This window comes from Neobacillus sp. GCM10027624 (genome assembly GCF_042675345.1).
Taxonomy (GTDB): Bacteria; Bacillota; Bacilli; order Bacillales; family Cytobacillaceae; genus Neobacillus; species Neobacillus cucumis_D.
On the sequence record NZ_JBHTHD010000002.1, the window covers coordinates 711267 to 733953 of the forward strand.

The 22687-nt window shown below is 35.4% G+C and carries 28 protein-coding genes; 8 read left to right on the plus strand and 20 right to left on the minus strand.

Features of this window, described 5'->3' with window-relative positions; genetic code table 11:
• Positions 1-3: 3 nt before the first annotated feature.
• The 3 genes from ACFQZ9_RS03530 to ACFQZ9_RS03540 form a co-directional block, all read right to left on the minus strand.
• Positions 4-645, minus strand: coding sequence for an MIP/aquaporin family protein (locus ACFQZ9_RS03530; protein ID WP_198310108.1), 642 nt, complete (start codon positions 643-645; stop codon positions 4-6).
• Positions 646-676: 31 nt separating this feature from the next.
• On the minus strand, positions 677-1024 hold the full coding sequence (locus ACFQZ9_RS03535; protein ID WP_498942341.1) for an ArsR/SmtB family transcription factor: 348 nt from the start codon (positions 1022-1024) through the stop codon (positions 677-679).
• Positions 1025-1191: 167 nt separating this feature from the next.
• Entirely contained in the window at positions 1192-1386 is a 195-nt protein-coding gene (locus ACFQZ9_RS03540) for a hypothetical protein (protein ID WP_198310106.1), read from the minus strand.
• Positions 1387-1972: 586 nt separating this feature from the next.
• On the opposite strand from ACFQZ9_RS03540, the gene ACFQZ9_RS03545 reads away from it, so the two are divergent.
• Positions 1973-2605: an MOSC domain-containing protein gene (locus ACFQZ9_RS03545; RefSeq protein WP_498942342.1), complete on the plus strand. Its 633-nt coding sequence runs from the start codon at positions 1973-1975 to the stop codon at positions 2603-2605.
• A gap of 292 nt (positions 2606-2897) precedes the next feature.
• On the opposite strand, the gene ACFQZ9_RS03550 is transcribed toward ACFQZ9_RS03545, so the two are convergent.
• Both ACFQZ9_RS03550 and ACFQZ9_RS03555 read right to left on the minus strand, forming a co-directional pair.
• Positions 2898-3299, minus strand: a complete 402-nt coding sequence (locus tag ACFQZ9_RS03550; RefSeq protein ID WP_498942343.1) for an SRPBCC family protein — start codon at positions 3297-3299, stop codon at positions 2898-2900.
• Positions 3300-3470: 171 nt separating this feature from the next.
• Positions 3471-4019 (minus strand): GNAT family N-acetyltransferase, encoded by a 549-nt coding sequence (locus ACFQZ9_RS03555; protein ID WP_498942344.1) that lies wholly within the window; start codon positions 4017-4019, stop codon positions 3471-3473.
• Between the two features lie 562 nt (positions 4020-4581).
• On the opposite strand from ACFQZ9_RS03555, the gene ACFQZ9_RS03560 reads away from it, so the two are divergent.
• Positions 4582-4803: a hypothetical protein gene (locus tag ACFQZ9_RS03560; RefSeq protein ID WP_498942345.1), complete on the plus strand. Its 222-nt coding sequence runs from the start codon at positions 4582-4584 to the stop codon at positions 4801-4803.
• A gap of 152 nt (positions 4804-4955) precedes the next feature.
• Here the strand turns inward: ACFQZ9_RS03560 and ACFQZ9_RS03565 are convergent, their stop codons facing one another.
• The 4 genes from ACFQZ9_RS03565 to ppsA all read right to left on the minus strand — a co-directional run bounded on the left by ACFQZ9_RS03565 (position 4956) and on the right by ppsA (position 10388).
• Positions 4956-5729, minus strand: a complete 774-nt coding sequence (locus ACFQZ9_RS03565) for a class I SAM-dependent methyltransferase (protein ID WP_498942597.1) — start codon at positions 5727-5729, stop codon at positions 4956-4958.
• A gap of 137 nt (positions 5730-5866) precedes the next feature.
• Entirely contained in the window at positions 5867-6751 is an 885-nt protein-coding gene (locus ACFQZ9_RS03570; protein WP_498942346.1) for a DMT family transporter, read from the minus strand.
• Positions 6752-6997: 246 nt separating this feature from the next.
• The gene (locus tag ACFQZ9_RS03575) at positions 6998-7594 is read right to left on the minus strand and encodes a DUF4256 domain-containing protein (RefSeq protein ID WP_498942347.1); all 597 of its coding nucleotides are present in this window, start codon (positions 7592-7594) and stop codon (positions 6998-7000) included.
• 193 nt (positions 7595-7787) lie between these two features.
• The gene (gene ppsA, locus ACFQZ9_RS03580; RefSeq protein WP_498942348.1) at positions 7788-10388 is read right to left on the minus strand and encodes a phosphoenolpyruvate synthase; all 2601 of its coding nucleotides are present in this window, start codon (positions 10386-10388) and stop codon (positions 7788-7790) included.
• Between the two features lie 363 nt (positions 10389-10751).
• On the opposite strand from ppsA, the gene ACFQZ9_RS03585 reads away from it, so the two are divergent.
• Positions 10752-11384: a LysE family translocator gene (locus ACFQZ9_RS03585; RefSeq protein ID WP_498942349.1), complete on the plus strand. Its 633-nt coding sequence runs from the start codon at positions 10752-10754 to the stop codon at positions 11382-11384.
• A gap of 678 nt (positions 11385-12062) precedes the next feature.
• Here the strand turns inward: ACFQZ9_RS03585 and ACFQZ9_RS03590 are convergent.
• From ACFQZ9_RS03590 to ACFQZ9_RS03605, 4 genes are all read right to left on the minus strand, one after another.
• Positions 12063-12854 carry a DUF817 domain-containing protein gene (locus ACFQZ9_RS03590; protein ID WP_498942598.1) on the minus strand — a complete coding sequence of 264 codons (792 nt, stop codon included), beginning with the start codon at positions 12852-12854 and terminating at the stop codon, positions 12063-12065.
• A 107-nt stretch (positions 12855-12961) separates the two neighbouring features.
• Complete coding sequence (locus tag ACFQZ9_RS03595; protein ID WP_429742592.1) at positions 12962-13183, minus strand: helix-turn-helix domain-containing protein; 222 nt, start codon at positions 13181-13183, stop codon at positions 12962-12964.
• Between the two features lie 10 nt (positions 13184-13193).
• Positions 13194-13676 carry a DUF2975 domain-containing protein gene (locus ACFQZ9_RS03600; protein WP_498942350.1) on the minus strand — a complete coding sequence of 161 codons (483 nt, stop codon included), beginning with the start codon at positions 13674-13676 and terminating at the stop codon, positions 13194-13196.
• A gap of 161 nt (positions 13677-13837) precedes the next feature.
• A complete protein-coding gene (locus ACFQZ9_RS03605) occupies positions 13838-14527 on the minus strand; it encodes a hypothetical protein (protein ID WP_498942351.1) in 690 nt (229 codons plus the stop codon).
• A gap of 201 nt (positions 14528-14728) precedes the next feature.
• Here ACFQZ9_RS03605 and ACFQZ9_RS03610 point away from each other — a divergent pair, with 201 nt between their 5' ends.
• The gene (locus ACFQZ9_RS03610; protein ID WP_498942352.1) at positions 14729-15415 is read left to right on the plus strand and encodes a Dph6-related ATP pyrophosphatase; all 687 of its coding nucleotides are present in this window, start codon (positions 14729-14731) and stop codon (positions 15413-15415) included.
• Positions 15408-15632, plus strand: coding sequence for a hypothetical protein (locus ACFQZ9_RS03615; RefSeq protein ID WP_498942353.1), 225 nt, complete (start codon positions 15408-15410; stop codon positions 15630-15632). Before ACFQZ9_RS03610 ends, ACFQZ9_RS03615 begins: the two co-directional genes overlap by 8 nt.
• A gap of 6 nt (positions 15633-15638) precedes the next feature.
• On the opposite strand, the gene ACFQZ9_RS03620 is transcribed toward ACFQZ9_RS03615, so the two are convergent.
• The 3 genes from ACFQZ9_RS03620 to ACFQZ9_RS03630 all read right to left on the minus strand — a co-directional run bounded on the left by ACFQZ9_RS03620 (position 15639) and on the right by ACFQZ9_RS03630 (position 18206).
• A complete protein-coding gene (locus ACFQZ9_RS03620; RefSeq protein ID WP_498942354.1) occupies positions 15639-16166 on the minus strand; it encodes a dihydrofolate reductase family protein in 528 nt (175 codons plus the stop codon).
• A 79-nt stretch (positions 16167-16245) separates the two neighbouring features.
• Positions 16246-16800: a hypothetical protein gene (locus ACFQZ9_RS03625; RefSeq protein ID WP_498942355.1), complete on the minus strand. Its 555-nt coding sequence runs from the start codon at positions 16798-16800 to the stop codon at positions 16246-16248.
• Positions 16801-16817: 17 nt separating this feature from the next.
• Positions 16818-18206, minus strand: a complete 1389-nt coding sequence (locus tag ACFQZ9_RS03630) for an aminotransferase-like domain-containing protein (RefSeq protein ID WP_498942356.1) — start codon at positions 18204-18206, stop codon at positions 16818-16820.
• 151 nt (positions 18207-18357) lie between these two features.
• Here ACFQZ9_RS03630 and ACFQZ9_RS03635 point away from each other — a divergent pair, with 151 nt between their 5' ends.
• The 3 genes from ACFQZ9_RS03635 to ACFQZ9_RS03645 all read left to right on the plus strand — a co-directional run bounded on the left by ACFQZ9_RS03635 (position 18358) and on the right by ACFQZ9_RS03645 (position 20271).
• Entirely contained in the window at positions 18358-19260 is a 903-nt protein-coding gene (locus ACFQZ9_RS03635) for a DMT family transporter (RefSeq protein ID WP_498942357.1), read from the plus strand.
• Between the two features lie 216 nt (positions 19261-19476).
• The gene (locus tag ACFQZ9_RS03640) at positions 19477-19635 is read left to right on the plus strand and encodes a hypothetical protein (RefSeq protein ID WP_198310092.1); all 159 of its coding nucleotides are present in this window, start codon (positions 19477-19479) and stop codon (positions 19633-19635) included.
• A 372-nt stretch (positions 19636-20007) separates the two neighbouring features.
• Positions 20008-20271 (plus strand): hypothetical protein, encoded by a 264-nt coding sequence (locus ACFQZ9_RS03645; RefSeq protein WP_498942358.1) that lies wholly within the window; start codon positions 20008-20010, stop codon positions 20269-20271.
• Between the two features lie 298 nt (positions 20272-20569).
• Here the strand turns inward: ACFQZ9_RS03645 and ACFQZ9_RS03650 are convergent, their stop codons facing one another.
• From ACFQZ9_RS03650 to ACFQZ9_RS03665, 4 genes are all read right to left on the minus strand, one after another.
• The gene (locus ACFQZ9_RS03650; protein WP_498942359.1) at positions 20570-20791 is read right to left on the minus strand and encodes a hypothetical protein; all 222 of its coding nucleotides are present in this window, start codon (positions 20789-20791) and stop codon (positions 20570-20572) included.
• Positions 20792-20991: 200 nt separating this feature from the next.
• Positions 20992-21399 carry a YwrJ family protein gene (locus ACFQZ9_RS03655; RefSeq protein WP_498942360.1) on the minus strand — a complete coding sequence of 136 codons (408 nt, stop codon included), beginning with the start codon at positions 21397-21399 and terminating at the stop codon, positions 20992-20994.
• A 197-nt stretch (positions 21400-21596) separates the two neighbouring features.
• Complete coding sequence (locus ACFQZ9_RS03660; RefSeq protein ID WP_498942361.1) at positions 21597-22058, minus strand: hypothetical protein; 462 nt, start codon at positions 22056-22058, stop codon at positions 21597-21599.
• Positions 22059-22193: 135 nt separating this feature from the next.
• Positions 22194-22604, minus strand: a complete 411-nt coding sequence (locus ACFQZ9_RS03665; protein ID WP_498942362.1) for an Lrp/AsnC family transcriptional regulator — start codon at positions 22602-22604, stop codon at positions 22194-22196.
• Between the last annotated feature and the right edge of the window lie 83 nt (positions 22605-22687).

Below are 22687 nucleotides of genomic sequence, written 5' to 3' on the forward strand. Positions count from 1 at the left end.
CCTTTATTTTTCGTGTAGTTGTTTATAAATAACTGCCGCGATACTTGCACCGACTATCGTTGCGACAATATACACCCATAAATGCTGTGTTGTTCCTGATACAAGTGCAGGGCCAATGGATCTGGCAGGGTTCATGGATGCACCACAAATCGGTCCTGCAAACATGGCTTCTAACCCGACTGTTGCACCTATCGCAATTCCTGCAAAGGATTTGACAGCTTTACCATGAACAGCTGACCCGAATATAACCATCATCAAGAAAAATGTAAGGATCAATTCCAAAATAAATGATTGTTCCCAAGAACCTCTTGGTAATGTGGTGCCGAGCGCTGCGACATTACCAAATAAACCTAACAACGTTGCACTTGCAGCAATCCCTGCAATGATTTGAATGACAATATAAGGAATAGCTTCCCGCCTATTTATATCCCCATGTATTAAAAATGCAATCGTAACCGCTGGATTAAAGTGAGCACCAGAAAGGTGACCAAACGCAAAAATTAATGCCATGACGACAAGTCCAAATGTTAGAGCTACACCTACATGGGTTAAACTCTTCGTAATGTCGTCGATTACAACGGCACCCGTTCCAGCAAAAACCAAAAAATAGGTTCCTAAAAATTCGCTGATTAACTTTTTTTTCATGCTGTACTAATCTCCTTGATGATTTAATTGCTTAGCAACCACAACGAATCGTAGGGTTGCTTTTTTCAATTTGCTTGATTTTTTCAACTTGTTCAGGCACATGCTTTAAAATTTCTACGATAAGGTCATATACATCACTTTGGTGATTCAAGGAATAATAAATCCATTGGCCTCTTCGTTCTTCTCTAAGGAGTCCTGCATCTTTTAATTTACGAAGATGTTGGCTGATGGACGGCTGACTCGTATCAAAGATTTCGAGCAGTTCACAAACGCAACATTCACGTTGTTTTAAAATGCCAACGATGGTTAATCGTGTTTTATCACCTAATAGTTTAAAAACATTAGCAGCTTGGTCTATATCGACGGTGGATTTTAACATAATTACACCTCATTTTTTCCATATAAACATATAACTAACTGCTTATATAATAAATCACTTATATTCTTCGTTCAAGTAGATTATTGTAAAGTTGTTGTAAATAAAAAAAGATCGCCGCAGCAATCCTTCCTGAACACAAGCTCCCATTATCTCCGATTTTCCAATGCTTATGAACTCTTTTCTTTCTTCAATTCACGTATTTCTTTTTGCGGTTTTTTCCTTAGAAAAGTTAAAGCCTTCATCATCCATTTTCTTCGACTTTTATTACTGGGACCAAATAAATATTGCTTCCAAAAATAGCTGGCTGCCTCTTCAAATACTATTATTATGACGAACAATAGAACCACCATTATCCAAAACACAATTCTTCCCCTCCTTTGGGTATTGATCTCTACAAAAAAAGAAATCCAAACCCAAAACCATTCTGGTAATCTCCCTTTATTAGTAATATTTTAACAGATTTTGGATAATATATAAATGAAGTTTTGGGGTTTTTGCCAATGTAGAAGTCGGTTGAAATGTGGAGGAAGTATCCAGTTTATAAAATATACAAACAAAAAATACCTTTGATCTATAAAATCAAAGGTCAAAGGTGAACTTAGTGGTCTAGGCTAAGTCATTTTAGGAGGTCTAAACTCAGAAGAATTTAAACTGTTATTATATTAACACAATATGAATATTTATTCAATATATCAAATAATTATACCTGTACTATACCCTTTTTAATTCAAGCAACCTGCAACTATAGTTAAATAAAAAAGCCATTCCCCTTCTTAAAGAACCCATATAGTTTAAGAACATTCCCTCAAATTCTTTAATTAAGGTATGTTAACCTTATCTTGACCCCATTGTTTTTTTAAAACTGTACCTTTTCAAGTGACACTATTATAATACAATTTATATTAGCATATTGATTATGGAGTTCTGTATAAGCGAGGTAAATTCAAAGTGAATCGAAAAATTATTAATTTAGCTGTTGGAAAACCGAAGGAATATAATTGGAACAATAAAAAAGAACTTTCTGGAATAGGAAAATCATCTGTACAAGCTTTTGAGGTGAAAAAATCTGGCATTGTTGGTGATGATGTTGCTAATCACCAATTTCATGGGGGACCAGACCGTGTAGTATGTTTGTATCCATTCGAGCATTACACTTATTGGGAAGAGGTATTTCAAAAAAAGCTTATTCTACCTGCTTTTGGGGAAAATATTACTGCAACAGGTATGACGGAAGAACAGGTTTGTATTGGGGACATATATAAAATAGGGGATTCTATTCTTCAAATAACACAAGGGAGAGTACCTTGTGTAACGATCTCCAATTATAACGAGGAAAAACAACTTTTAAAGAAAGTGATTGAAACGACACAAACGGGCTATTTTTTTCGAATATTGGAAGAGGGGACAATTAAGTTCGATTCAGAAATAAATCTTGTGGAAAAACACTCAAAAGAAATATCTGTTTCTTTTGCTACACAAATTCTTTTCCATCAAAAACAAGATAAAGCATCAATTGAAAAAATATTGACAGTTGATGCTCTTGCCGAGGACTGGAGGAATAGATTTTTAAAATTGCTATGATTCTTTTGTTCTCTTTTCGAATAAGCTGCATAACGCTAAAATCTAGCCTAAAAAGCTAGGTTTTTTATGTATATCTTATTGAATTAACCTGCCATTATAATTTATTCCTGAAAAATATTTTTTATATGGATACCCTTGATCAATTCTTGTTTTTAGACAAATGGTAAACTATATCTCCTACAACATTTAGTAAAATAAAAAATAACCTAACCTCGTTACCTGCATAAGTAAAAGGCTATACTCCTGTTGAAATAAAGGCTCCGTTAGATCAGAAAATGCTTTTAATTAACTTCTACTTCTCCATAACATCTTTTAGGCTTTTTAAATCTCGCTCAACCAATTTTGCATCTTCTAAAAACTTAACATCAGACATACCAGAAACCTGAAATATAGTAAAAATCACTTCACATCCAGTGCTGTTTGGGAACACTCTCATTGGATTATATATTTTTTGCCCTTGTGGTGTGATCACATAATGGTCGGCCACTCCAAATTCATTCTTTTCTACATATTCGATTTTCATTTCGCCTTCTGGAGTTTCTACAATCCATTCATCGAGCTCAGACTTTTTGACTGAAAAAGAAAATGTTGTTGCCCATTCTGAAAGGTTTTCAGGATTTGTTATGTACTCATAAACATCTTTAGGTTGACAATTAATTGATATTCCCAACGTTTTTGCATTCATAACTGACATTAATAAATCTCCCCCTTTACTTTTAATATCCACTCTTAATATTAAATTCTATCCAAAGTCATTGATTCACTAACCATGTTTGGTTAATTTAAAAGCACAGCTACCAAATGACAGCTGAAAATCTAAAAATGTATTTAGGACAAATTGATGAAGTACAAGTTAGATTTGGAATTATTCTTGAAATCTTCCCATTATATACGTGTTATAGTATTTTCCGTCAGAAAGGATTCTATCTTTTTTCATTAAACCTTCGATTTCAAAACCGAGTTTTTTATACAGTTCAATCGCTTTTTCATTCGTTTCCAAAACACCATATAACACAATTTTTTTAATCTCGTTCCCATCAGCCCAAGAAATCGTTTCTTTTAACAGATTTTTCCCGATCCCATATCCCCAGAAATCCTTCAATACCCCTAATCCAAATTCCACTTTATGGGCGAATCTTTTTAAATCACTTCCTTCACAACGGGAATACCCCACTAATCTCCCATCCATCTCTGCAACTAGAAATAAGTTTTTAGGATGGTTCGTATCCGTTGCAATTATTTTTTCAAAACCAGTTTTATCAATGAACGCCTCTCCTTTTTCTCTGTCCATATTTTCGGTTTCTCCATCAATCTGTAATCTTAATTCTGATAAGTTTTTTGCATCACTTTTAATCGCAGATCTAATCGTGTACGTTAAATCTCTCACACTGAAATCTTTCTCGTTGATAATCATGAATACACTCCATTCATATTTAAATAAATCAATTGCAATCAGATTGTATTTGAGTCCTTTGCCCAAATCATTTGAAGCGGAATACTCTTTAAAGCAATTATCGATTAATCGATAATACTTTTGAACTATTAAATAACAAAATTATCCAATAAATGATTCTTTAGAATCTATTTTAAAAAACTTCATCAAAACTATATCAATTATTACAGAAATGTTACATAATCGTTACATAAATCTCGAAAGGAATTTACTTTTCTCTTTCATTTGGATAAAGGAGTAAAGAAATGAAGATTTCTATACATGACATAATATTAATTTGTTTAGGTTTTGTATATGGTACGTATGAAATTTTTTTTAATCAGAAGCATCGGGTAAGTAATGAAATTGCAGGTATACTCTCCTTCATTATTTCACTATGGATTGCTATATCATGTGTAAGGTCTTTGAAAGGCAAAACTAAATAATAACCAATCTCTTAACATATATGAATTTTATAAATGTACTGTTTCAAAAGATGACGTTCTTTTTGTCATCATCATGATAATAGAAAGGAAAATTAATGTTGAAAGAATTTACAGTTTGCTATACGTTTGATCATGAAATAATAACCGAAAAATTGATAAAAGATTTAGAAGTGAAAAAAGAAGATGTTGAACAAGAAATAATTAAAAAGATGGATCATAACAAATACTTTAAAGTGAACAATGAACAAGGTAATTATATGATCAATTCAACTTTAGTTCGATATGTACGGATTGTTAGTGAAAAGATCTTGGTCAAATAAAATACCTATTAAAATAGTGAGGGATTGAAGGAATCACAATATTCCTATGGAACAAAAGATATTTGGGCGAAGGTTTGCTTATTCTCGCAATGCATTAAATATCTCATTCTTTTAAGCGCACCCGTTATTTGAACAGGGGTCTTATTTTGTAGTTACCCTTTGCCTGAATTTGTTCCTATAACAACTGTTGCATCTAATTCTTCATCCCTCGCTATTTTGGTCATTAGTCCAGCATTGGTAAAGATTTCAAAGGTTTTAGCTGCTTGCCTTTTGCTCGTCTCTACCAAAAGATGTCCTCCAGGAGCAAGCCAGTGAGGAGCCCCTTCCGCTACCTTACGCTGGAGGTCTAGTCCATCCTTTCCTCCGTCAAGTGCCACTTTTGGTTCATATAAGCGTGCCTCCTGAGGAAGCAGCTTTATTGCATCAGTAGGAACATATGGTACGTTGGCCACTATTATGTTTACACGCCCTCTCAATGAACAGGGCAATGCATTATACAAGTCCCCTTTGTAAACGTGTCCTCCAATGTCTGCTATGTTATGGGAAGCACACTGTACTGCGACTGGATCGATATCAACGGAGTGTAATGAAATTTTATTCACGTCGGTTGCGATTGCAGCCCCCACAGCACCAGACCCACAACATAAATCAATAACAATATCACCAATGCGGGTTAGTGCTTCTGTATGCTTAACCAGAAACACTGTACGTTGGCGTGGTATAAAAACCCCCCGTTCTACTATTATCCGTTGGCCGTAAAACGTTGTAAATCCAAGTACATATTCAAGTGGTAACCCACTGGCACGTATTTCTACCATTTTCATTAAGTCTTCTACACTGCTAGCTTCTGAGATCAGTAACTGTGTTTCTTCTTCAGCAAAAATACAACCTTCATTCCGAAGTCTATCGATTATGCCTTTTTCTATTTTACTATCTAAAGAGAACGTCATTTTCTGTCCTATTTATCTCACCACTTTTAACAATTCAAAGTTTTTATCATCTTTATGCTTGAGCCAAAAAAATATCCCTCTTCTACTAAATTGACCGTCAGCTCAAGAATATTTTAACGAGAATTTTTTAATGAATGCTTTTGTACTGGGATCCGGGCAGCACTTGTTTTATTTACCAGCCAAACTCCTGAAAGGACCAAAATAATTCCAAGTAGTGTAATAGCATGTAATTTTTCCTCTAAAAATAGGAATCCCGAAAGAGTTCCAACTACGGGTACAATTAGCAAAGAAATGGATGCTTTACTCGCTTCCAATTTAGAAAGAATATGAGTCCATATAACAAAAGCGAATGCAGAGCCCAAAATCCCCGAATATACGAGGTATACTACAGCCATAAGACTCCAATGCGACTGGCCATGCTCAAAACTGACAGAATACAAAAACAAGCCAATAGCGCCAGCGCCCATTTGCCAGGTAGTAAATTGAACCGTATCACAGCCTTGCAATTTTTTTTTGAAAATTAAACTAGAAAGTGCCCATGTTACTGCCGAGCTTAACGCAAGAATGGGAGCCCATATATTTTCTCCAAAATGAATATCCATTGCTAAAAATAGCCCAAATATGCCAATTAAGATGCCAACTGTCTTAGTAGTTGTCAATTTCTCCCCAGGAATGAAATAATGAGCCATAAGTGACAGAAACAATGGCATGCTGTATGTTAGAACAGATGTAAGCCCAGCGCTGATATAATTTAAAGAAATTTGGATCGCAATGTTAAAAAAAGTTGTTTGCAGAAAGCCGGAAAGAATATACCATTTTAATTCCCGTTTACGCGGTAGTGGGATTTTTTTAATAAAGGCGAACCCAAAAAGTACAATTGCCCCAAGTAAAAACCGATAGGCAGCAAATAAAACCGGTGGGAACACGTCATTGCCCAGCTTCATAATCACAAAATTAAAACCCCAAATTACACATAAAAAAAGCATCAATCCATTCATCACTGATTCCCCCGATGTCTTAAAAGAAAAATAAGTTTTCGTATCCCTAAGTATCTAAAATATTTTACCACAATATTCAAATTTGTTTAGTTAAAAAGAAAATCAGCTGCCTAAATGACAACCGATTTCTTAAACAATATTTTCCGTAAGCTTAATGTGTATGTAGGCCAACAGCAGTTAATTAATCCAATAGGATTTATACAGGTGATCCGTTCTAAAATTCAAATTTAGCTTTCTATGTAAAATTTAGACCACTAGCGAGCCACGGAAGCCTCTGGCAGCATAGTAGGATTCTGCCCCATTGTGGTAAACAAAGACAGCGTCATAGCGACGATCACAAAAGATAGCCCCTCCGTGTTTTCTAATATTAACAGGTGTTATCACCCAGCTCGATGTTTTCGTATCGAAATTTCCGAGTTTCTGCAACTCGCGGTATTGTTCTTCCGTTAAAAGCTCAATGCCCATGTCAGAAGCCATATCAATTGCGTTATTTTCTGGTTTATTTTTTTTCCTAGATTCCAGCGCTTCACGGTCGTAACAAATACTTCTCCGGCCTATTGGACTTTCCGCTGAACAATCATAAAAAATGTATTCGTCCGTCTTTTTATCATGACCAACAACATCTGGTTCACCGCCAGTTCTTTCCATTTCATTAAGTGACCACAGTTTTTCAGTATTAGCTTCCAGTTTTGTTTGGACTTTAGTCCATTCAAGACCTTTATGGCGGTTCATATTTTCCTCAAAACGGACTTTCAATGCTCTTAGTAATTCTTCACGTTCTTCTAGTGGCAACTCCTTATTTCTATCTGTCATATTCATTTCCCCCTTGTTATTTTTATTCATAATGGTTTTGGACTAAGCCATTGGTCACTTCAATAATGTTCAACAAAAAGAAGCACTAATCCTTCTTGGATCCAAGCTACCCGATTGTCAAAAGGCCTCCTATTATTTAAGGAAAGCTGCCAAAATGACAGCTTGAACAACATTCAATATAGCATCTTGTCATACTACATGTGAGAAATTAGTAGGCTATATTTTACAATATTTCGATATACCCTTCTGTCCCATGTACTCGAATCCGTTGCCCATCTTTTATCAGTTTGGTAGCATTTTCTACTCCGACAACGGCTGGTAATCCGTATTCACGCGCAATCACTGCTCCATGGGTCATCAGTCCACCAACTTCGGTGACTAGGCCTTTAATGGATACAAACAATGGTGTCCAGCTAGGGTCAGTATAGGAGGTGACTAATATATCTCCATCTTCTAGATCAGCATCTTCCATGTTTAGGATGACACGTGCTCGCCCCTCTATCACTCCGGAAGAAACAGGCAAACCTACAATCGCTTCGGCTGGGAGATTTTCTCGTTTGTATTTACCTGCAATAATTTCACCATCAGACGTGATCACACGCGGGGGAGTCAGTTTTTCATATAATTTGTACTCATCTTTTCGCTTGTTGATTATTAAGTAATCCAGTTTATTTGTGCGTACGACTTCTCTAAGTTCTTCAAAAGTGAGATAGTAGATATCTTCTTTTTCATGCATAACACCCACTTGCACGAGTTTTTCGGCTTCTTTCAGTAAAGCCTGCTTATAAACGAAGTAGCGATGAATCATGCCGTATTTTGGATATTCACGATACCCGATGAAATTCCGGATTCGGTCGATCATTCGTTTTGTTTCTTTAGCCTTTTGTTCACCATCCGGTAATCGCTTCAATCGTTCTAATAACTCTTGTTCTTTTTTCAAAGCTTCCTGCCGCCCTTGCTCAAATTTCCGATGGCTGGCATTCGGCTCAAAGTTTTTGATATTAACCAGAATTAATGAGACAAGTGTAGTTGGTTTTTCGGTCCAACGACTTCTAGTAATATCGATTTCTCCGGCACAACGCATTCCGTATTTGTTTAGATATGCATAGATCGCGTCTTTAGCTTTCCGCCCACCTTCAAACTTAACCAGTTCATCCAAAAAGTTATCATCTTTTACTTGTTGTAAATAATCGATTACTTCTGGATAAGGACGAATCACATCTGCAACATCCAAAAGTGCAAGCCCCATTTCCGAAGTAATATTGTTTGGAACAGATTGAGAAAGCGTGTCTGCTGCGTTTTTTTCACCTAACCACTCGTTCATTTTTCCATTGATCCATGTTGAAGCATTTATAGCAGCCATAAATACAGCTGAACTTTGTGGGTCAAATAAAATCTTCTTTAATTCTTGAATATCTTCTAGAATAAAATCAAATACATCTGATCCTGATTTGGTTTTAATGTTTTGTTTTAACTCTTCAATGGATGTTTGGCTTCGCTTTATCAAATCAGAAACAATTGTTGGATTGTTTTCAATTTGTTCCAACATATCTGTATTGCCCCTGCTGGGACTCGGTGTTTTTTTATCATCCGGTAATGCTACTATAAAATCTCCTCGCTTAAGTGTGTTCATAAGTGCGTCTTTCATGAGCGGATCGTGTTGTCCCATGGCATTTAATAAAATGTTTCTACTGACAGTTGAAGCCAGTTGTTTTGTGACATCAACAAACAGCCTTCCACCAGCTTTACGCATGGGTGCGGGAGTCGTTAGCAGAAAAAAAGACAATCCCAATGGTTTGATGGGGTCGGTCATCATTTGCTGATGGCCGACAGATATAAAGACGTGGTTTTCTTGATCATTTGCTTCAGGGATGGGGAATAAAGTAGTGATTGGACGACTTTGGACAATATAAAATGTATCATCATGCAAACACCATTCGATATCTTGTGGACAACCAAAAAAAGCTTCGATCTGTCTTCCGATGCGTGCCAGTTGTAAAATTTGTTGGTCAGTAAGTGTTTGCGTCTTTTGCTGGTCAGGAGAGATCTCTTGTGTCTCGGTCCCGCCTTCTTTTCGACCATAGATAGCCATTTTTTTAGTTGATATCATCTTATCGACGATTTTATATTCCTGTACTTTATAACAATCGGGGGATACCAAGCCAGAGACCAGTGCTTCTCCAAGCCCAAAACTGGCATCGATGGATAGAAGCTTACGGTTAGAAGTAATCGGATCAGCAGTAAATAAAATCCCTGAAGTCTGTGGGAAAACCATCCTTTGAACGATAACGGATAAATAAACCTGTCTGTGGTCAAATCTATTTTGCATACGGTAGATTACCGCTCGATCCGTATATAGTGAAGCCCAACATTTTCTGATATGCTGCAAGATGGCTTCTTTTCCGTTGATATTTAAATAGGTGTCATGTTGACCAGCAAAAGAGGCATATGGTAAATCTTCAGCAGTCGCACTAGAACGCACCGCATATGCATGTTTATCGCCAAACTTTGAGAGATAGTGAGTAACTGCTTTCTCAACATCGGAAGGAATTTCTACCTCCATTAGGATTTGTCGAATCTTCCTGCTGATTTCACCAATTTGATCTCGATCCTCTACTTTTAACAGTGCTAGTTGATCCAACAATGCTTGAAACGTTTCGTTTTGTTCGATGACTTTTTGATATCCTACTGTTGTAATACAAAATCCTTCCGGTACTTGTATTCCTTGAATTTTTGATAACTCCCCTAAATTTAACCCTTTTCCGCCAACGAGCAAAAGCTGTGTTTTTTCCATTTCCTGAAAATCGAGAACTAAAGAACTCATTCTACATCTCTCCTCCCCATTCATGTTCTATTGATTTTAGCAGTAGAACATGAGAATAAAAAGTCTATATTAACCATTTTTTAAATGCTATAATTAAATTAGGAAGAGTTCAACATACAGTAAACTGATGCCCCGGTTCATGCCCTCTTATACACCTCATTTAGCTTTTAGACCACGACTTTTTCCATTAATCTGTTTATTTTCCCGAAAACACCTTATATTAATCTGCAACCATTGCACACGTTAGTTTAACAAGGAAATCAATCAAAAAGAATTTATGTTCAATTAATAACACGCTTTATATATAATAATGTGTAAGAATTACATATTCAAACCTGTAAAAAACAGAAAGGAGATACTAAAATGGAAAACTTTTATTTGTTTGTTCTTATGTGTATTTTTTTTATCATTTTACCTGGTCCTGATACTGCAATATCTACAAAAAATACTATCACCGCTGGAAAAGTCGGTGGTCTTAAAACAGTTTTAGGTATTTGTTGTGCTCTTCTTATCCATACTTCTGCTGCAGTATTAGGACTTTCAGCCATCATTGTGAAATCAGCATTATTATTTTCTGTCTTTAAATATGTGGGGGCTGTTTACTTACTTTACCTGGGTGTGAAGACATTATGGTCTCTAAAGAAAAAGGAAGTAGCAGCAAGCGTTGAGATGAATAAAAAAAGCAAGATGGTAAGCACATCTTGTTTTAAACAAGGGTTCCTTACGGATCTTCTGAATCCCAAAGTTGCTATTCTTTTCTTAACCTTTTTCCCTCAATTCGTTGACCCTGGCAGCAATACTTTTTTACCATTTGTAATAATGGGTACCACTTATACTGTAATGACTGCCCTTTGGTCTTTACTTTATGTCTATTTAATTAATCATATTAGTGCTTTTATGAAAAAACCTAAAACACAAAATATTATTGAAGGAATCACAGGGACCATACTAATAGGTTTTGGTATAAGACTATTTCTTGAAAAGGCTCATCATTAAGGTTATTCTTATTTATTTACTAAGACCCTTGATTAACGTAATGTTTATGAGTGTCCAATTATATTATTGTCAACCTGCTCTTTTAATTTTGTATCCATCTTGCACGAACCTGCCTCGTTACTAAGAAAAAGGCTTTGCTCTAATAGCAGCAAAGCCTCTGTTTAGTTAAACATGGATATGAATGGTTAAAATTAAGCAAATAAATTCCTCTTTATCTACCAACATACCTCATTCGTTAAAAAAGAAAAGCCGCATTGATGTGCAGCTGGTCTTTGATTTTAAACCCGTAAGGTGAAATAAGAATAATAAAACATACTCCTCACTCATTAATTTTGTAAATTAATGTATCAAATAATTTTCCATCCGTATAAAGAAATATTGCCCATTCTCCTGCCTCTGGAATGTTCACACTTGAAGGTGCGTGTGCATTTGCTCCATTATTCTTTCCACCAAGACCTATTGTCCAACCTGTTGTTGTTAGGCAAGATGCCACATCCATTTTTGGTTAATGTTTATGCTTGGCATATCGGCACCAAATAGTTTTTTATGAAGGAAAAAATAAAAATATCCCACAAATATGTGGGATTAGTTTTTTACCAGCTATACGCACCAGGACATTCATTCGGCCTTTATTATGTTATCGGGTTCTATTTTGAAGTTCAAAATGCTTTAAAACAGTTATATGAATTGACTTGCATCTATCCTGGTGGAATCTTTCCCCTTAACCAGCTTTAACGTTGCCACGATAAGAAAGCTAACAATCACTAATAAGAGCCACGAACTCACCTTTCCCAGATGAACCATACTCCAGGCATCGGTTTGGTTTGGATATTGCCACGCTCCAAAGAAAGTTGCGATATTCTCGGCTATCCATATAAAAAATCCGATGAGCACAAAAGAAAGTGCAAGTGGCATACGGTAACGAGTTCCAGACACCTCATATGTGACCCAGGATTTCCAAAAGACAATCATTACAAGACCAGATAACCACCAGCGAATATCCATCCAGTAATGGTGAGTGAAAAAATTCAAATAGATCGCTGCTGCAAGCGGCACAACCACCCAAAACGGCGGCCACTTAACCAATTCAACCTTTAATCTCCTCCACGCCTGGCAAAGATAACTCGCTACACTTGCGTACATGAATCCGCTATACAAAGGCACTCCAAAAATTTTGAAATATCCTTCCTCCGGATAGGACCAGGAGCCCATATGTACCTTAAATAGTTCAAGACAAAGGCCAATAAGGTGGAACAATGTGATCACCTTTAGTTCATCCCGTGTTTCAAGCCCCGAACGCACCATCGCCCACTGCATCAGAAGGCAGATGATAAGCAGCCAGTCATACCTTGGCAGGAAGGGAAGTGGCATGATTTTTGTAACAGCCAATGAGGCAAAAATAACGACAGGAAACAAACATGACAAGGCTTGCTCCCAACCGAAACGTACAAGCTGTTTTAGTGCTCTCATGATTTGAGCCTTCAAAGGTTTTTTCTGAGAAACATTTTGAATGGTTATATTCATGATGAACTCCCCTTAATCTTTCTTTTCTTTCAGTGTTAAATATTCCCTCTTAATTATTCTTGGGTGTCTCCATCACTTCGATATTCTAAAAGATCTCCAGGTTGACATTCTAAAGCCTTACAAATTGCCTCTAAAGTTGATAAACGAATTGCCTTTGCCTTTCCATTTTTCAATATAGAAAGATTCGCCATCGTTATTCCAACCCTCTCCGAAAGCTCCGTTACACTCATTTTCCTTTTAGCCAGCATCACATCAATATTAATTATAATCGCCATTGTTTTCACCTCAGACCGTTAAATCATTTTCTGATTTTATATCAATCGCCTCTTGCAAAAGCTTTTGGAGAACAGCCGCAAAGACTGCAATCACCATTGAAGCAAAAGGAACAACCAAACCGACAAAGATGACACCTGGGGCGTCGTCTTTCTCTGCAAAGAGATAAAAAAGCGGCAAGACTAGCACGTGCAAGGTACTGATTGTGATGGCGTAGTATTTGATTTTCTTTAATGCTTCTACAGAAATTTGCGAGAACGCTTTATTTTTATCAATATAGTGTAAAAGTTTGAAAGCCTGATACAAAGCAAAGTAAAAAGGGATCGCTGATGCATAAAAAACAAGAAAAACGAGATATTTAATCAAAGCAAAGTCAGGAAGCAATTTTGCTGCAAGATTCCCTAACTCAGGCACCAAAAAGATGCACAAAGCAAGAACTGGGATTCCAATAAGAATAACAGTAATCTTTAAAAATAATGTAGTTCCTTTTTTCATAAAAAGTACACCTCACTGATTTATGGTCATTTTGAATTTAACATATCATTTATCGTTTTACAATAAATTTTTATCCCTTTTAATGATATTTTTATTGTATGAATATTAAGTTTAGACAAAAATAAAAAGCATTCCTCATTACAAAGAATACTTTTATACGCTTATTCAATAGATTTTAGGCTATCGACGATTCTTACAGCTTCCTTAATGGGGCCTTTATAAAAAAAATGATAAACAAATCCATCCTTTGTTTCCCAAGAAAAGTCTATGTATGCATCGCATCTCGTGCCACGAATAGAGATTTGCCCTTTATGAATGTCTTTGTTTTTTAACCAATTCACTTTCTTCATCGCGTTAAACAATTCATCCGCCTGCTGATAGGGTTCATCCCCGTTATCACCATCAAAACGCATGTACCACAAGCCACGCTTACCGATAATAATCGATCGAATCCACGGTTGGATCCATAACCTTGCCCCATCTTTCTTTTTGTAAAAAACAAAATCACTCGGCCGTTCGCTAATTGTCATGGTTCCAACATATCCGGCTAGTTCTCCAATTTTACTAAACTCAGGCGGATGAAATAATGCTGAATCGTTTGCTCGATAACGTTTATCTAGGGATACAAAATAAATCATGTACCTATTTTCATAAACATTCAACCTGACAGACGTATGCTTTTTGGATTTCCCAGCTTGTTCACTCCAGTATGTAGGTAAGATGACGGGAACATTCGTATTTTGTTTCAGACCTTTTGCCACAGGTCGTAAAAAGGGCACGACCTCCTTTGGTTTCGCCAATGCAGAAAGAAACAATAGACTAATAAGGGATAGCACCACGAGCTTCTTCAATTAAATCCCTCTTCCAACACATGTTTTTATTATTATTCGCATTAACGAAAAGAACTATATTGGAAGTTTTTTAATAAAAAGAATGTAAATTCCTTTATTTGAACCAATTTCTCTTAAAAGGATAGACGCCACAATATATTTGACAGTAGAATAACTATAGAATAAGAACGAATTAATCATCTTCTTAGAAAGGATGAGCCCATGGAAGAAACAGTCCTTGAAAATATCGTTGTTGCCTTTTCATCTGGTAAAGACTCCGTTTTCTTAGTCAATCAATTGTTAAAGGACCAGAGGTATAAAATCATATCGTTAGTGACAACTTGCACGAACAATGGTAACGTCACCAGTCATCACATTGATGAACACCTTGTTGAAAAACAAGCGGAAGCTATTGGATTGCCTCTATACAAAATAAAAATGAGCGATTTTACCACTGAGAATTTTGAAGATGGTTTAATCAGCACCATGGTTTATTTCAGGAAACATTTTGGAGTCACGAAAATCGCATATGGTGACTTATTTTTGGAAGAGGTCAAGATCTATAAAGAAAAATTACTCGCGAGACACGGATTTGAATTGCTGCTGCCATTATGGGGACGGAATACGAAAACATTAGCTCGACTAATGGTGGAAGAAGGATGGAAAGCTGCCGTTATATCCATAGATTCAACAAAATTGTCGTCCGATTTTTTAGGGAAAACCTTGACGAAAGAATGGCTGGAAGCATTGCCTTCTGATGTAGACCCATGTGGAGAGTACGGCGAGTACCATACGTTTGTATATCATGGACCTATCTTTCAATATCCTGTTCCAATAGAAATCGACTTTCAAATTATAAACGGAAGGGATCGTTGGAAGTTTGTTGGAATTAAATTAAAAGGTGAGTAAGGAAGTAGATGATGATGACGAATCAGCAGCATGTGCACCCCATCCCAAAACACTTATGCTGATTCGGCACCTGATGTACCGCTCGGAAAAAAGCTACATGCCCCGTTTGTTCAACAAGAAAAAAGTCGTAACTACGACTTTTAGTTATGGTTTAGCACTTGTTAGTTACATATCACCCATTCGGGTAATTGTTCCAACACAAATAAAGGATAGATAGTTAAAATTATTTTTTTATATAATGTAGCATAGCAAGTTGACCTAATTTTTCTACTTTCGTTAATGTATATTTTTGAGTAATGACATCTCCGGTATATAGGGAGATACCTTTCCCTAAAATAATAGGTGCAATGGCTAATTGGAATTCATCAATTAAATTTTCTTTGAAAAATTCACGAGCTAAATTTCCTCCACCAATTAACCATATATCTTTACCAGGCTTTTGTTTTATATCTTGAATAAAAGTTTTGACCTCTTCATTAATAAATGAGGCATATTCATCTGATCCAATAACAGATTTAGAAAATACATAATTTTTATACTTACTATAAGGATAATCCATATCAAATCCACGTATGACATCATATGTTCCTTTTCCCATAACAACAGTGTCTATTCTTTCAAGGAGTGAATTATAGCCAGAATCGCCTTCTACTTCTGTTGATTCTAACCATTCTAATGTACCATCCTCATTTGCAATATAACCATCAAGTGAAGTACCAATGTATAAAATTATGTTACGCTGTTTTTTCATGTGAATCTCCCTTACTTTGTTTCAGTTTATAAAATTAATATTATTATGAAACATATGTTATTTACTGATTCTAATTTCCTTAGTCAATGCTTGTGTCATCTAATCGTATTTCCACTACCTTTCCGCCTTCTACAAGCCAGAATTCAATCGTTGCACCAAGTTTGTGGTCAACGTATCCGACGATATCCACACCTTGTTCTGTCCTTTTATAGTAACTTGAACCATACGAAGCAATAACATCTTTTTTCGTACTACCAATCTCGATTCCTTTAGATGTTTTAAGGCTGGTTTTCGTTTTTACACCTTTTTCGACTTCCCCAATTATTAAACGAACAATATCCCCTTTTTCTTTTCCGTTGATGAAAGAAGCCGTTTCTAATCCACCTTCCCAATGATAATAATCGTATAAATCATTATTTTCCCTGCTAAGAGGTGTTCCATAGTGCCTTACAAAAGTTGGGTTATGAATATTATCGTGTAGCCGTACCATTCCAAAAGTTTCATTTGAAAGGTTGGTTGAATCAGTTTGTTTAAAGTAATAGCTTCGTCCCTCTGTATAGAGAGAAATTGTTCGATAGCCGATAAACGCTAGTAAAATAATTAAAGCAAGTAACACAATATATTTTTTTCGCATTTTCCCTCCTAATTTTATCAATGTCTCATTGAAAAAGAGAAGAAATTATTTGGAGTAATATGATTTTTTCTACTATCAATTAAAGCAATACAGTGAGCCAATCGCTCTACCCCTCGTTTAATTTGACTCTCATTCACTTGAGAGATACATAATCGAAGAAGGTTTTCCTTTTTATATTCTGGTAAAAACATTCTAGAAGCATCATCAACATAAATATGCTGCTCGTTTAGCATATGAACTACCTGTTTTGCTGTCACATTCTCTGGCAAATTGATGGATAGATAGAATCCTGAAGTCGGTTTTGAAAAATGAGTATTAGCAGGCAGCAATAATTCGCATGCTTCTTGGAGAATTTTCATTTTAGTACGGTATACCTCTTTTATTTTTTTCAGATGGCTATTAAACATCCCACTTTTCAAATAAATTTCAAGAGCACCTTGAGAAAGTGCAGAACTATTAAAATCAGAACTAAATTTATATCGTAAAAACTTGTTAATCATTAAAACAGGTAGAACGACAGTAGCAATCCTTAACCCTGGGAGAAAAATTTTCGAAAAACTTTTAATATAAATCACTCTCCCAGAAGGATCAAAAGAAAATAAAGGATCTGATTTTGCATTTGGATCAAGGTCGCCTAAAAAATCATCTTCCACTATATATACATCGTATTTTTCAGCTAACTCGGCGATTTTTTTCTTTTCACTATTCGTGTAAGAATGTCCAAGAGGATTGTGGAATCTCGAGATAATATAGAAAAATTTTATATCATTATTTCGGAAAATGTATTCCAGACGATTAAGATCAATCCCTTCCATCGATAACTCAATTCCAAAAGTAGTAGCTTGGTGCAGAATGATGGATTCAATAAATCCGAAATAAGTAGGCTGTTCAATTAGAATATTGTTTTTTCCATTTGGGAATGGCATAGAAACTAATAAATTAAGGGCTTGCTGCGAACCTGATACAACGACTAGTCTTTCAGGTTGAGTGAACACCTGTAAATTCTCTAAATATTTCACTAACTGTACTCGTAATGAGTAAAGCCCTTGTTGATCAGAGTATGTAAAAAGCTCTTCTTTATATTGTTCAATTGCTTGATTCATACAATGTTGAAAATCAAGATAAGGCATGACATTTTTATCTGGACCAGCAGACAAGAAATCAATCACCTCATTTTCATTCGTCGCTTTTTGAAATTCATTCACAACAAAGTAGCCACTTTTAGGAACAGAATAAATTAAATGCTCTTTTTCTAGTTCTTCATATGCTTTAATCACCGTATTCTTGCTACAGGAAAAATGCTCAGATATCTGACGAATAGAAGGGAGTTTACTCCCTGCAATAAGCGCCCCATCTGACAACCGCCGCTTAATTTCTCCCATTATCTCAATATATTTTGAGCTCATACATTTATCCTCCTTCAACTGTACCCGTACAGAAGGGTAAAAAAATGGTTTATTTATTTGGTGTGTACCAATTATTATTTTAATTATAGCAGAACTGTTTTTTGAAAAAACAGAAAAAGGTACAGATATAAGGTGAAGGTAGGTTGATAATATGCAAAGAGAAACCAAAGAAAAAGTTGGATTATTGTTGGGATTAGTAGGTGTTATTTGTTTTAGCTTAACACTCCCTTCAACACGGATTGCGGTAGCGTATTTTGGGACTACGGTTGTCGGTTTAGGAAGAACAATTGTTGCCGCTATTTTAGTTGCTCTTGTATTGCTTGTTCGAAAAGAAAAACTCCCTTCTCCTCGCCAATTCATAAGTTTACTAATTGTTGCAGTTGGTGCAGTTTTAGGATTTCCTCTCCTCACTTCTTGGGCAATGGAATCCCTTCCTGTTTCTCATGGAGCTGTGGAAGTAGCCCTGTTGCCACTAGCCACAGCAGGATTTGCAATATTTAGAGCTGGTGAAGTCCCTTCTCTTAAGTTCTGGATTTCAAGTATAATCGGCTCTTTTGCTGTTATTGTGTATGCCCTTCATCTGGGGTTCGGTCAATTACAGTTTGCCGATTTAGCATTACTAACAGCAGTGATTATACTTGGACTTAGTTACGCAGAAGGCGGGAAATTAGCGAAAGAATTAGGTAGCTGGCAAGTAATTGCTTGGGCGATTATGATCTGTGCTCCATTTTTCATTATTCCAGTTGGGCTAAACCTTACAACTGAAATGCTCCATGCACCAATACACGCTTGGATTAGTTTTATTTATCTCGCAGTGGTAAGTCAATTTCTAGCATATGTTTCTTGGTATAGTGGAATGGCAATGGGCGGCATAGCAAGAGTTAGTCAGATTCAATACTTACAACCATTTTTGATGATTCTATTTGCAACAGTATTTCTAGATGAATCCATTACCCTTTTTACTCTTGTAACAGCAGTGATTGTTGTCTTTTCAGTTATATTAGGGAAAAATGCTCCCGTATCAAAAAAAGGTTCTGTTTCAGTGAAAAACTAACTTCGTGTTCAATTGACATAACTAAATAATAAAATATGAAAAGGAATCAATCTTATGGCATTTAGCTTAAGGATTAATGCTCTTTTTGCTTGTTCATTTAGAAGAACAGTAAATTACAAATTGGAAAAATGAATGTAATTCAAAAATAAATCGTTATTATTCTTCCAATCGGTGCTAATAATAAGATGGTTAAATAATAAATTCAGGAGGACTTGTATGCCACAGGATCAACAAGCTAAAGAGAATTTAGGGTCTATTATGAAACCAGAATTTGCTGGAACTGATGCACAAAAAGTAAAACAAGAAATTCAAAAAGATATTAGCCAAGGCGAAGGTGCAATGACTTCCCGTGAGGCAGGAGCAATGCGCGATTAAATAGCACTCTAAACAACATTAAATTTTTATAATGGGACTATAATGATAAAAAAGGATAGATGAGCATTGAAAATGGGCTCTACCTGTCCTTTTTTGTACTGCAAACAACCGACTTTACTGTACTAACGCACTCTTTAGCAGATAGCTTATCGCCAGATGTCTGTCCCTACCTGTTTAAACAAGAAACAATTCCTAAACTTTATTCGACGCAGCAACCTCAATCACTCACTCTTAGACAGACAATTTGCACCTCTTAAACTAAAGCAAATTCTAATCCCTCATAAAATAAAAAATTTCATAAAAATTTAACAATTCTTTAAGAAATGAAAAGTTCTTTTATCCATATATTTTGGATAAAGGAGGTGAGGGAAAGTGTCAGATGAACCTCAAGAACAGCCTCATGAACAATCTCAAGAACAACTCGAAGAAAATAGGGAAACTTTGAAAAATGAAATTAAAAATGAATTAAAAGCTGAATTCAGTAATTTTCGTCAAAAAAGAAAACGCCATTTAGTCTATTCTGTATGTATATTTGCTCTCGGAGTATTGATTGGCTTTGGAGGAGGAAGAGCTACTCATTTCGACCATCACTATGATCATGATCACATACAAAAATGGCATCATAAACAAAATTAATATTCACCTAAACAGCCTGGAGAAAGACGTCTCTAGGTTGTTTAGATGTGGTGCTGGTGATTCTCAAAATAGCGGTTCAGATCAATTGGAAAGTAAGATCAGCAATTGGGGACATCCTTGGATAAATACAAAAAACACGCTTGGAATTCCATGCGTGTTTCTATCCGCAAAAATAATTGAGAATTGAACTGCATCAATTGATCAACAATCCACAGTGATTTTTTACAATCAAGTCATTCAACTTTTCTTTTATGAAAAAAATAGCTGACAAAAGAACAGCTAACTCTCTTTCGATTTATTATAAAGTAAACCTGCTTCCAGTTAGTAGACTGAAAAGAGCAATGATTAAAGCGATACGAATGGCCATTCTTACTCTACGGCCTCTTACTCTAGTGATCAGAATAATACTATCACTGCCAACATACTCTAGTGTCCCTGTAAATGTTCCGTTATTGGTGACCACTTCTACTTCTTGACCAACAAGTTCAGAAGCAAAACGGTTAAATTCCTTACTGCTCATCTTCCTATCATCTCCTTTCTAATTCTATTAAATGATTTCTCCTATTAATTGATTGGATGTTTATAACACAGTCTAAAAATATTTTTGAGTTAAGCAAAGTAATACGATCAAAATCAAGTTTGATGATTTGAGCAAATAAAAAATGACTGCAACATTGCGGTCATTTTTATTAACTCATCTGAATGGTTCATTTCTCCAATTTAACCCATTCTGATATTACGAAGATGGAACATGGGGATACGAACAATTTCATCATTAAAAATCAAAGAAATAATGTCATTATTTACATCATATAAAATTCCTTCTATTTTTTCTGGACTATCATGGTTTATTTTGATCCATTGGAGTTTTTGATTTTCTAACAAACTTAGTAAATTATCAGCTTTTTTATACTCGAAATTTTCAGGAAATACAATATTGTATCCTTTCGTATTCTCCGTCAAACTTTTTACATGCTGGGTATTATAGTAAACGACCCCATCTTCTTCAGTGAGTAGGACAAAATAATCATCATAAACATCTAATAACTTACCAATCCTAGATCCGCGACCACCTCGATCAATATTGATTACCTTACCTACAAAAGACTTCAACATGTCTAGAAACATAAATGAATACCCCTTTTCAATTAAACAAGCATTTTTCTTTTTATTTATATGAATTATCCAGGGGGGCTGTACTAATTAATAAGCCTCTTTTGTCTGGGAACAGTTGTCGATCTGGGTATCGCTTCTTATTTTTGTTCAACTATCGTGTTTATCTAGTAAAAAAACCTATAAAAATATTTATTTAATTATCGCTTCCTTCAAAACTTAACAAATGTCGTGATGCCACGATGAGTTATATAACTTCGGCGGCTTAGATCTTCTAACCATCCTTTGGAATTTAATTGATACAAACCATAAATAGTTCGATAGGTAAAACTCCCCACATTTACATCAATCGGCTCAGGTTCTTCTTCCATTCTATGTTTATATTCTTCGAATGCGTGTTGATTTGGTACCTGATAAATTTCCAACACATCACCTAATTCCATATATTTTTCAATGTATGTAAGAAATAACTGATTTCCGACTCCATCCACTTCATAAACGTAAGGCATAGAAAACAATCCTTCAATTTTTTTCTTCCAATCATCATCGACCTCTTGTACAGAAAAAAAGATAAAATCTTCCTCACGTTCAAAAACTGTTCTATAATTGTATTCTTCTATTTCATCTGGTATTTTAAATGGCTTGGATGATGCTAAGAATGCAATTTCTGTCATATTTAATTTCCTCCGTTTAAAACTAAAATGTTCCGTAAGGACAAAAAAAAGAACTGCATAACGATCCATCTTGAACTTAAGTGCACTTAAGTTTATATGTGAATATTCATAAACTTCCTAGTTTTATTCCATGCACTATTTATTTATAACGATGGATAATTTATAGTTTGCATGCTTGTTTAAGTCTTCTAAAAATTGATTTAATCGTTCATGGGACGGAAATTTACATTCGAGAATGTAACAACTATCTCCACTTATTTTAAAGTTATTAATTATGTAATTATCTTGTGTTTTTATAAAAGAAAGATAGGGTTCATGATACGTAGTTTTTATATAGATATTGATAAATGCATGTATAAACCATCCTAATTTAACCTGGTTGACTTTAATGGTATATCCCTCAATTACCCCACTGTCCTCTAATTTTGCAACTCTAGATGCGGCTGCTTGACCAGTCAAATGAACTTTCTCCCCCAATTCTTTCATGGTAATCCGACTGTTCTTGGATAACTCATCCAAGATACGCAAATCCGTTCGATCTAACATTTTTTCAACTCCTTTCATAATTCAAGCCAAACAGCGAAAAGACTTGATTTTATCTATGTAAATGTTATTCGGTGATAGTATAA

Excerpts from the sequence above, each read along its gene's own strand:
- ACFQZ9_RS03650 (WP_498942359.1), bottom strand. The coding sequence starts at position 20,791 with ATGAGCAGTAAGGAATTTAACCGTTTTGCTTCTGAACTTGTTGGTCAA.
- ACFQZ9_RS03555 (WP_498942344.1), bottom strand. The coding sequence starts at position 4,019 with ATGATTATCAACGAGAAAGATTTCAGTGTGAGAGATTTAACGTACACG.
- ACFQZ9_RS03530 (WP_198310108.1), bottom strand. The coding sequence starts at position 645 with ATGAAAAAAAAGTTAATCAGCGAATTTTTAGGAACCTATTTTTTGGTT.
- ACFQZ9_RS03595 (WP_429742592.1), bottom strand. The coding sequence starts at position 13,183 with ATGGCGATTATAATTAATATTGATGTGATGCTGGCTAAAAGGAAAATG.
- ACFQZ9_RS03610 (WP_498942352.1), top strand. The coding sequence starts at position 14,729 with ATGGAAGAAACAGTCCTTGAAAATATCGTTGTTGCCTTTTCATCTGGT.
- ACFQZ9_RS03660 (WP_498942361.1), bottom strand. The coding sequence starts at position 22,058 with ATGACAGAAATTGCATTCTTAGCATCATCCAAGCCATTTAAAATACCA.
- ACFQZ9_RS03600 (WP_498942350.1), bottom strand. The coding sequence starts at position 13,676 with ATGAAAAAAGGAACTACATTATTTTTAAAGATTACTGTTATTCTTATT.
- ACFQZ9_RS03665 (WP_498942362.1), bottom strand. The coding sequence starts at position 22,604 with ATGTTAGATCGAACGGATTTGCGTATCTTGGATGAGTTATCCAAGAAC.
- ACFQZ9_RS03635 (WP_498942357.1), top strand. The coding sequence starts at position 18,358 with ATGCAAAGAGAAACCAAAGAAAAAGTTGGATTATTGTTGGGATTAGTA.
- ACFQZ9_RS03630 (WP_498942356.1), bottom strand. The coding sequence starts at position 18,206 with ATGAGCTCAAAATATATTGAGATAATGGGAGAAATTAAGCGGCGGTTG.
- ACFQZ9_RS03590 (WP_498942598.1), bottom strand. The coding sequence starts at position 12,854 with ATGAGAGCACTAAAACAGCTTGTACGTTTCGGTTGGGAGCAAGCCTTG.
- ACFQZ9_RS03535 (WP_498942341.1), bottom strand. The coding sequence starts at position 1,024 with ATGTTAAAATCCACCGTCGATATAGACCAAGCTGCTAATGTTTTTAAA.
- ACFQZ9_RS03640 (WP_198310092.1), top strand. The coding sequence starts at position 19,477 with ATGCCACAGGATCAACAAGCTAAAGAGAATTTAGGGTCTATTATGAAA.
- ACFQZ9_RS03585 (WP_498942349.1), top strand. The coding sequence starts at position 10,752 with ATGGAAAACTTTTATTTGTTTGTTCTTATGTGTATTTTTTTTATCATT.
- ACFQZ9_RS03570 (WP_498942346.1), bottom strand. The coding sequence starts at position 6,751 with ATGAATGGATTGATGCTTTTTTTATGTGTAATTTGGGGTTTTAATTTT.
- ppsA (WP_498942348.1), bottom strand. The coding sequence starts at position 10,388 with ATGAGTTCTTTAGTTCTCGATTTTCAGGAAATGGAAAAAACACAGCTT.
- ACFQZ9_RS03625 (WP_498942355.1), bottom strand. The coding sequence starts at position 16,800 with ATGCGAAAAAAATATATTGTGTTACTTGCTTTAATTATTTTACTAGCG.
- ACFQZ9_RS03550 (WP_498942343.1), bottom strand. The coding sequence starts at position 3,299 with ATGTCAGTTATGAATGCAAAAACGTTGGGAATATCAATTAATTGTCAA.
- ACFQZ9_RS03620 (WP_498942354.1), bottom strand. The coding sequence starts at position 16,166 with ATGAAAAAACAGCGTAACATAATTTTATACATTGGTACTTCACTTGAT.
- ACFQZ9_RS03655 (WP_498942360.1), bottom strand. The coding sequence starts at position 21,399 with ATGTTTCTAGACATGTTGAAGTCTTTTGTAGGTAAGGTAATCAATATT.
- ACFQZ9_RS03575 (WP_498942347.1), bottom strand. The coding sequence starts at position 7,594 with ATGAATAAAAATAACAAGGGGGAAATGAATATGACAGATAGAAATAAG.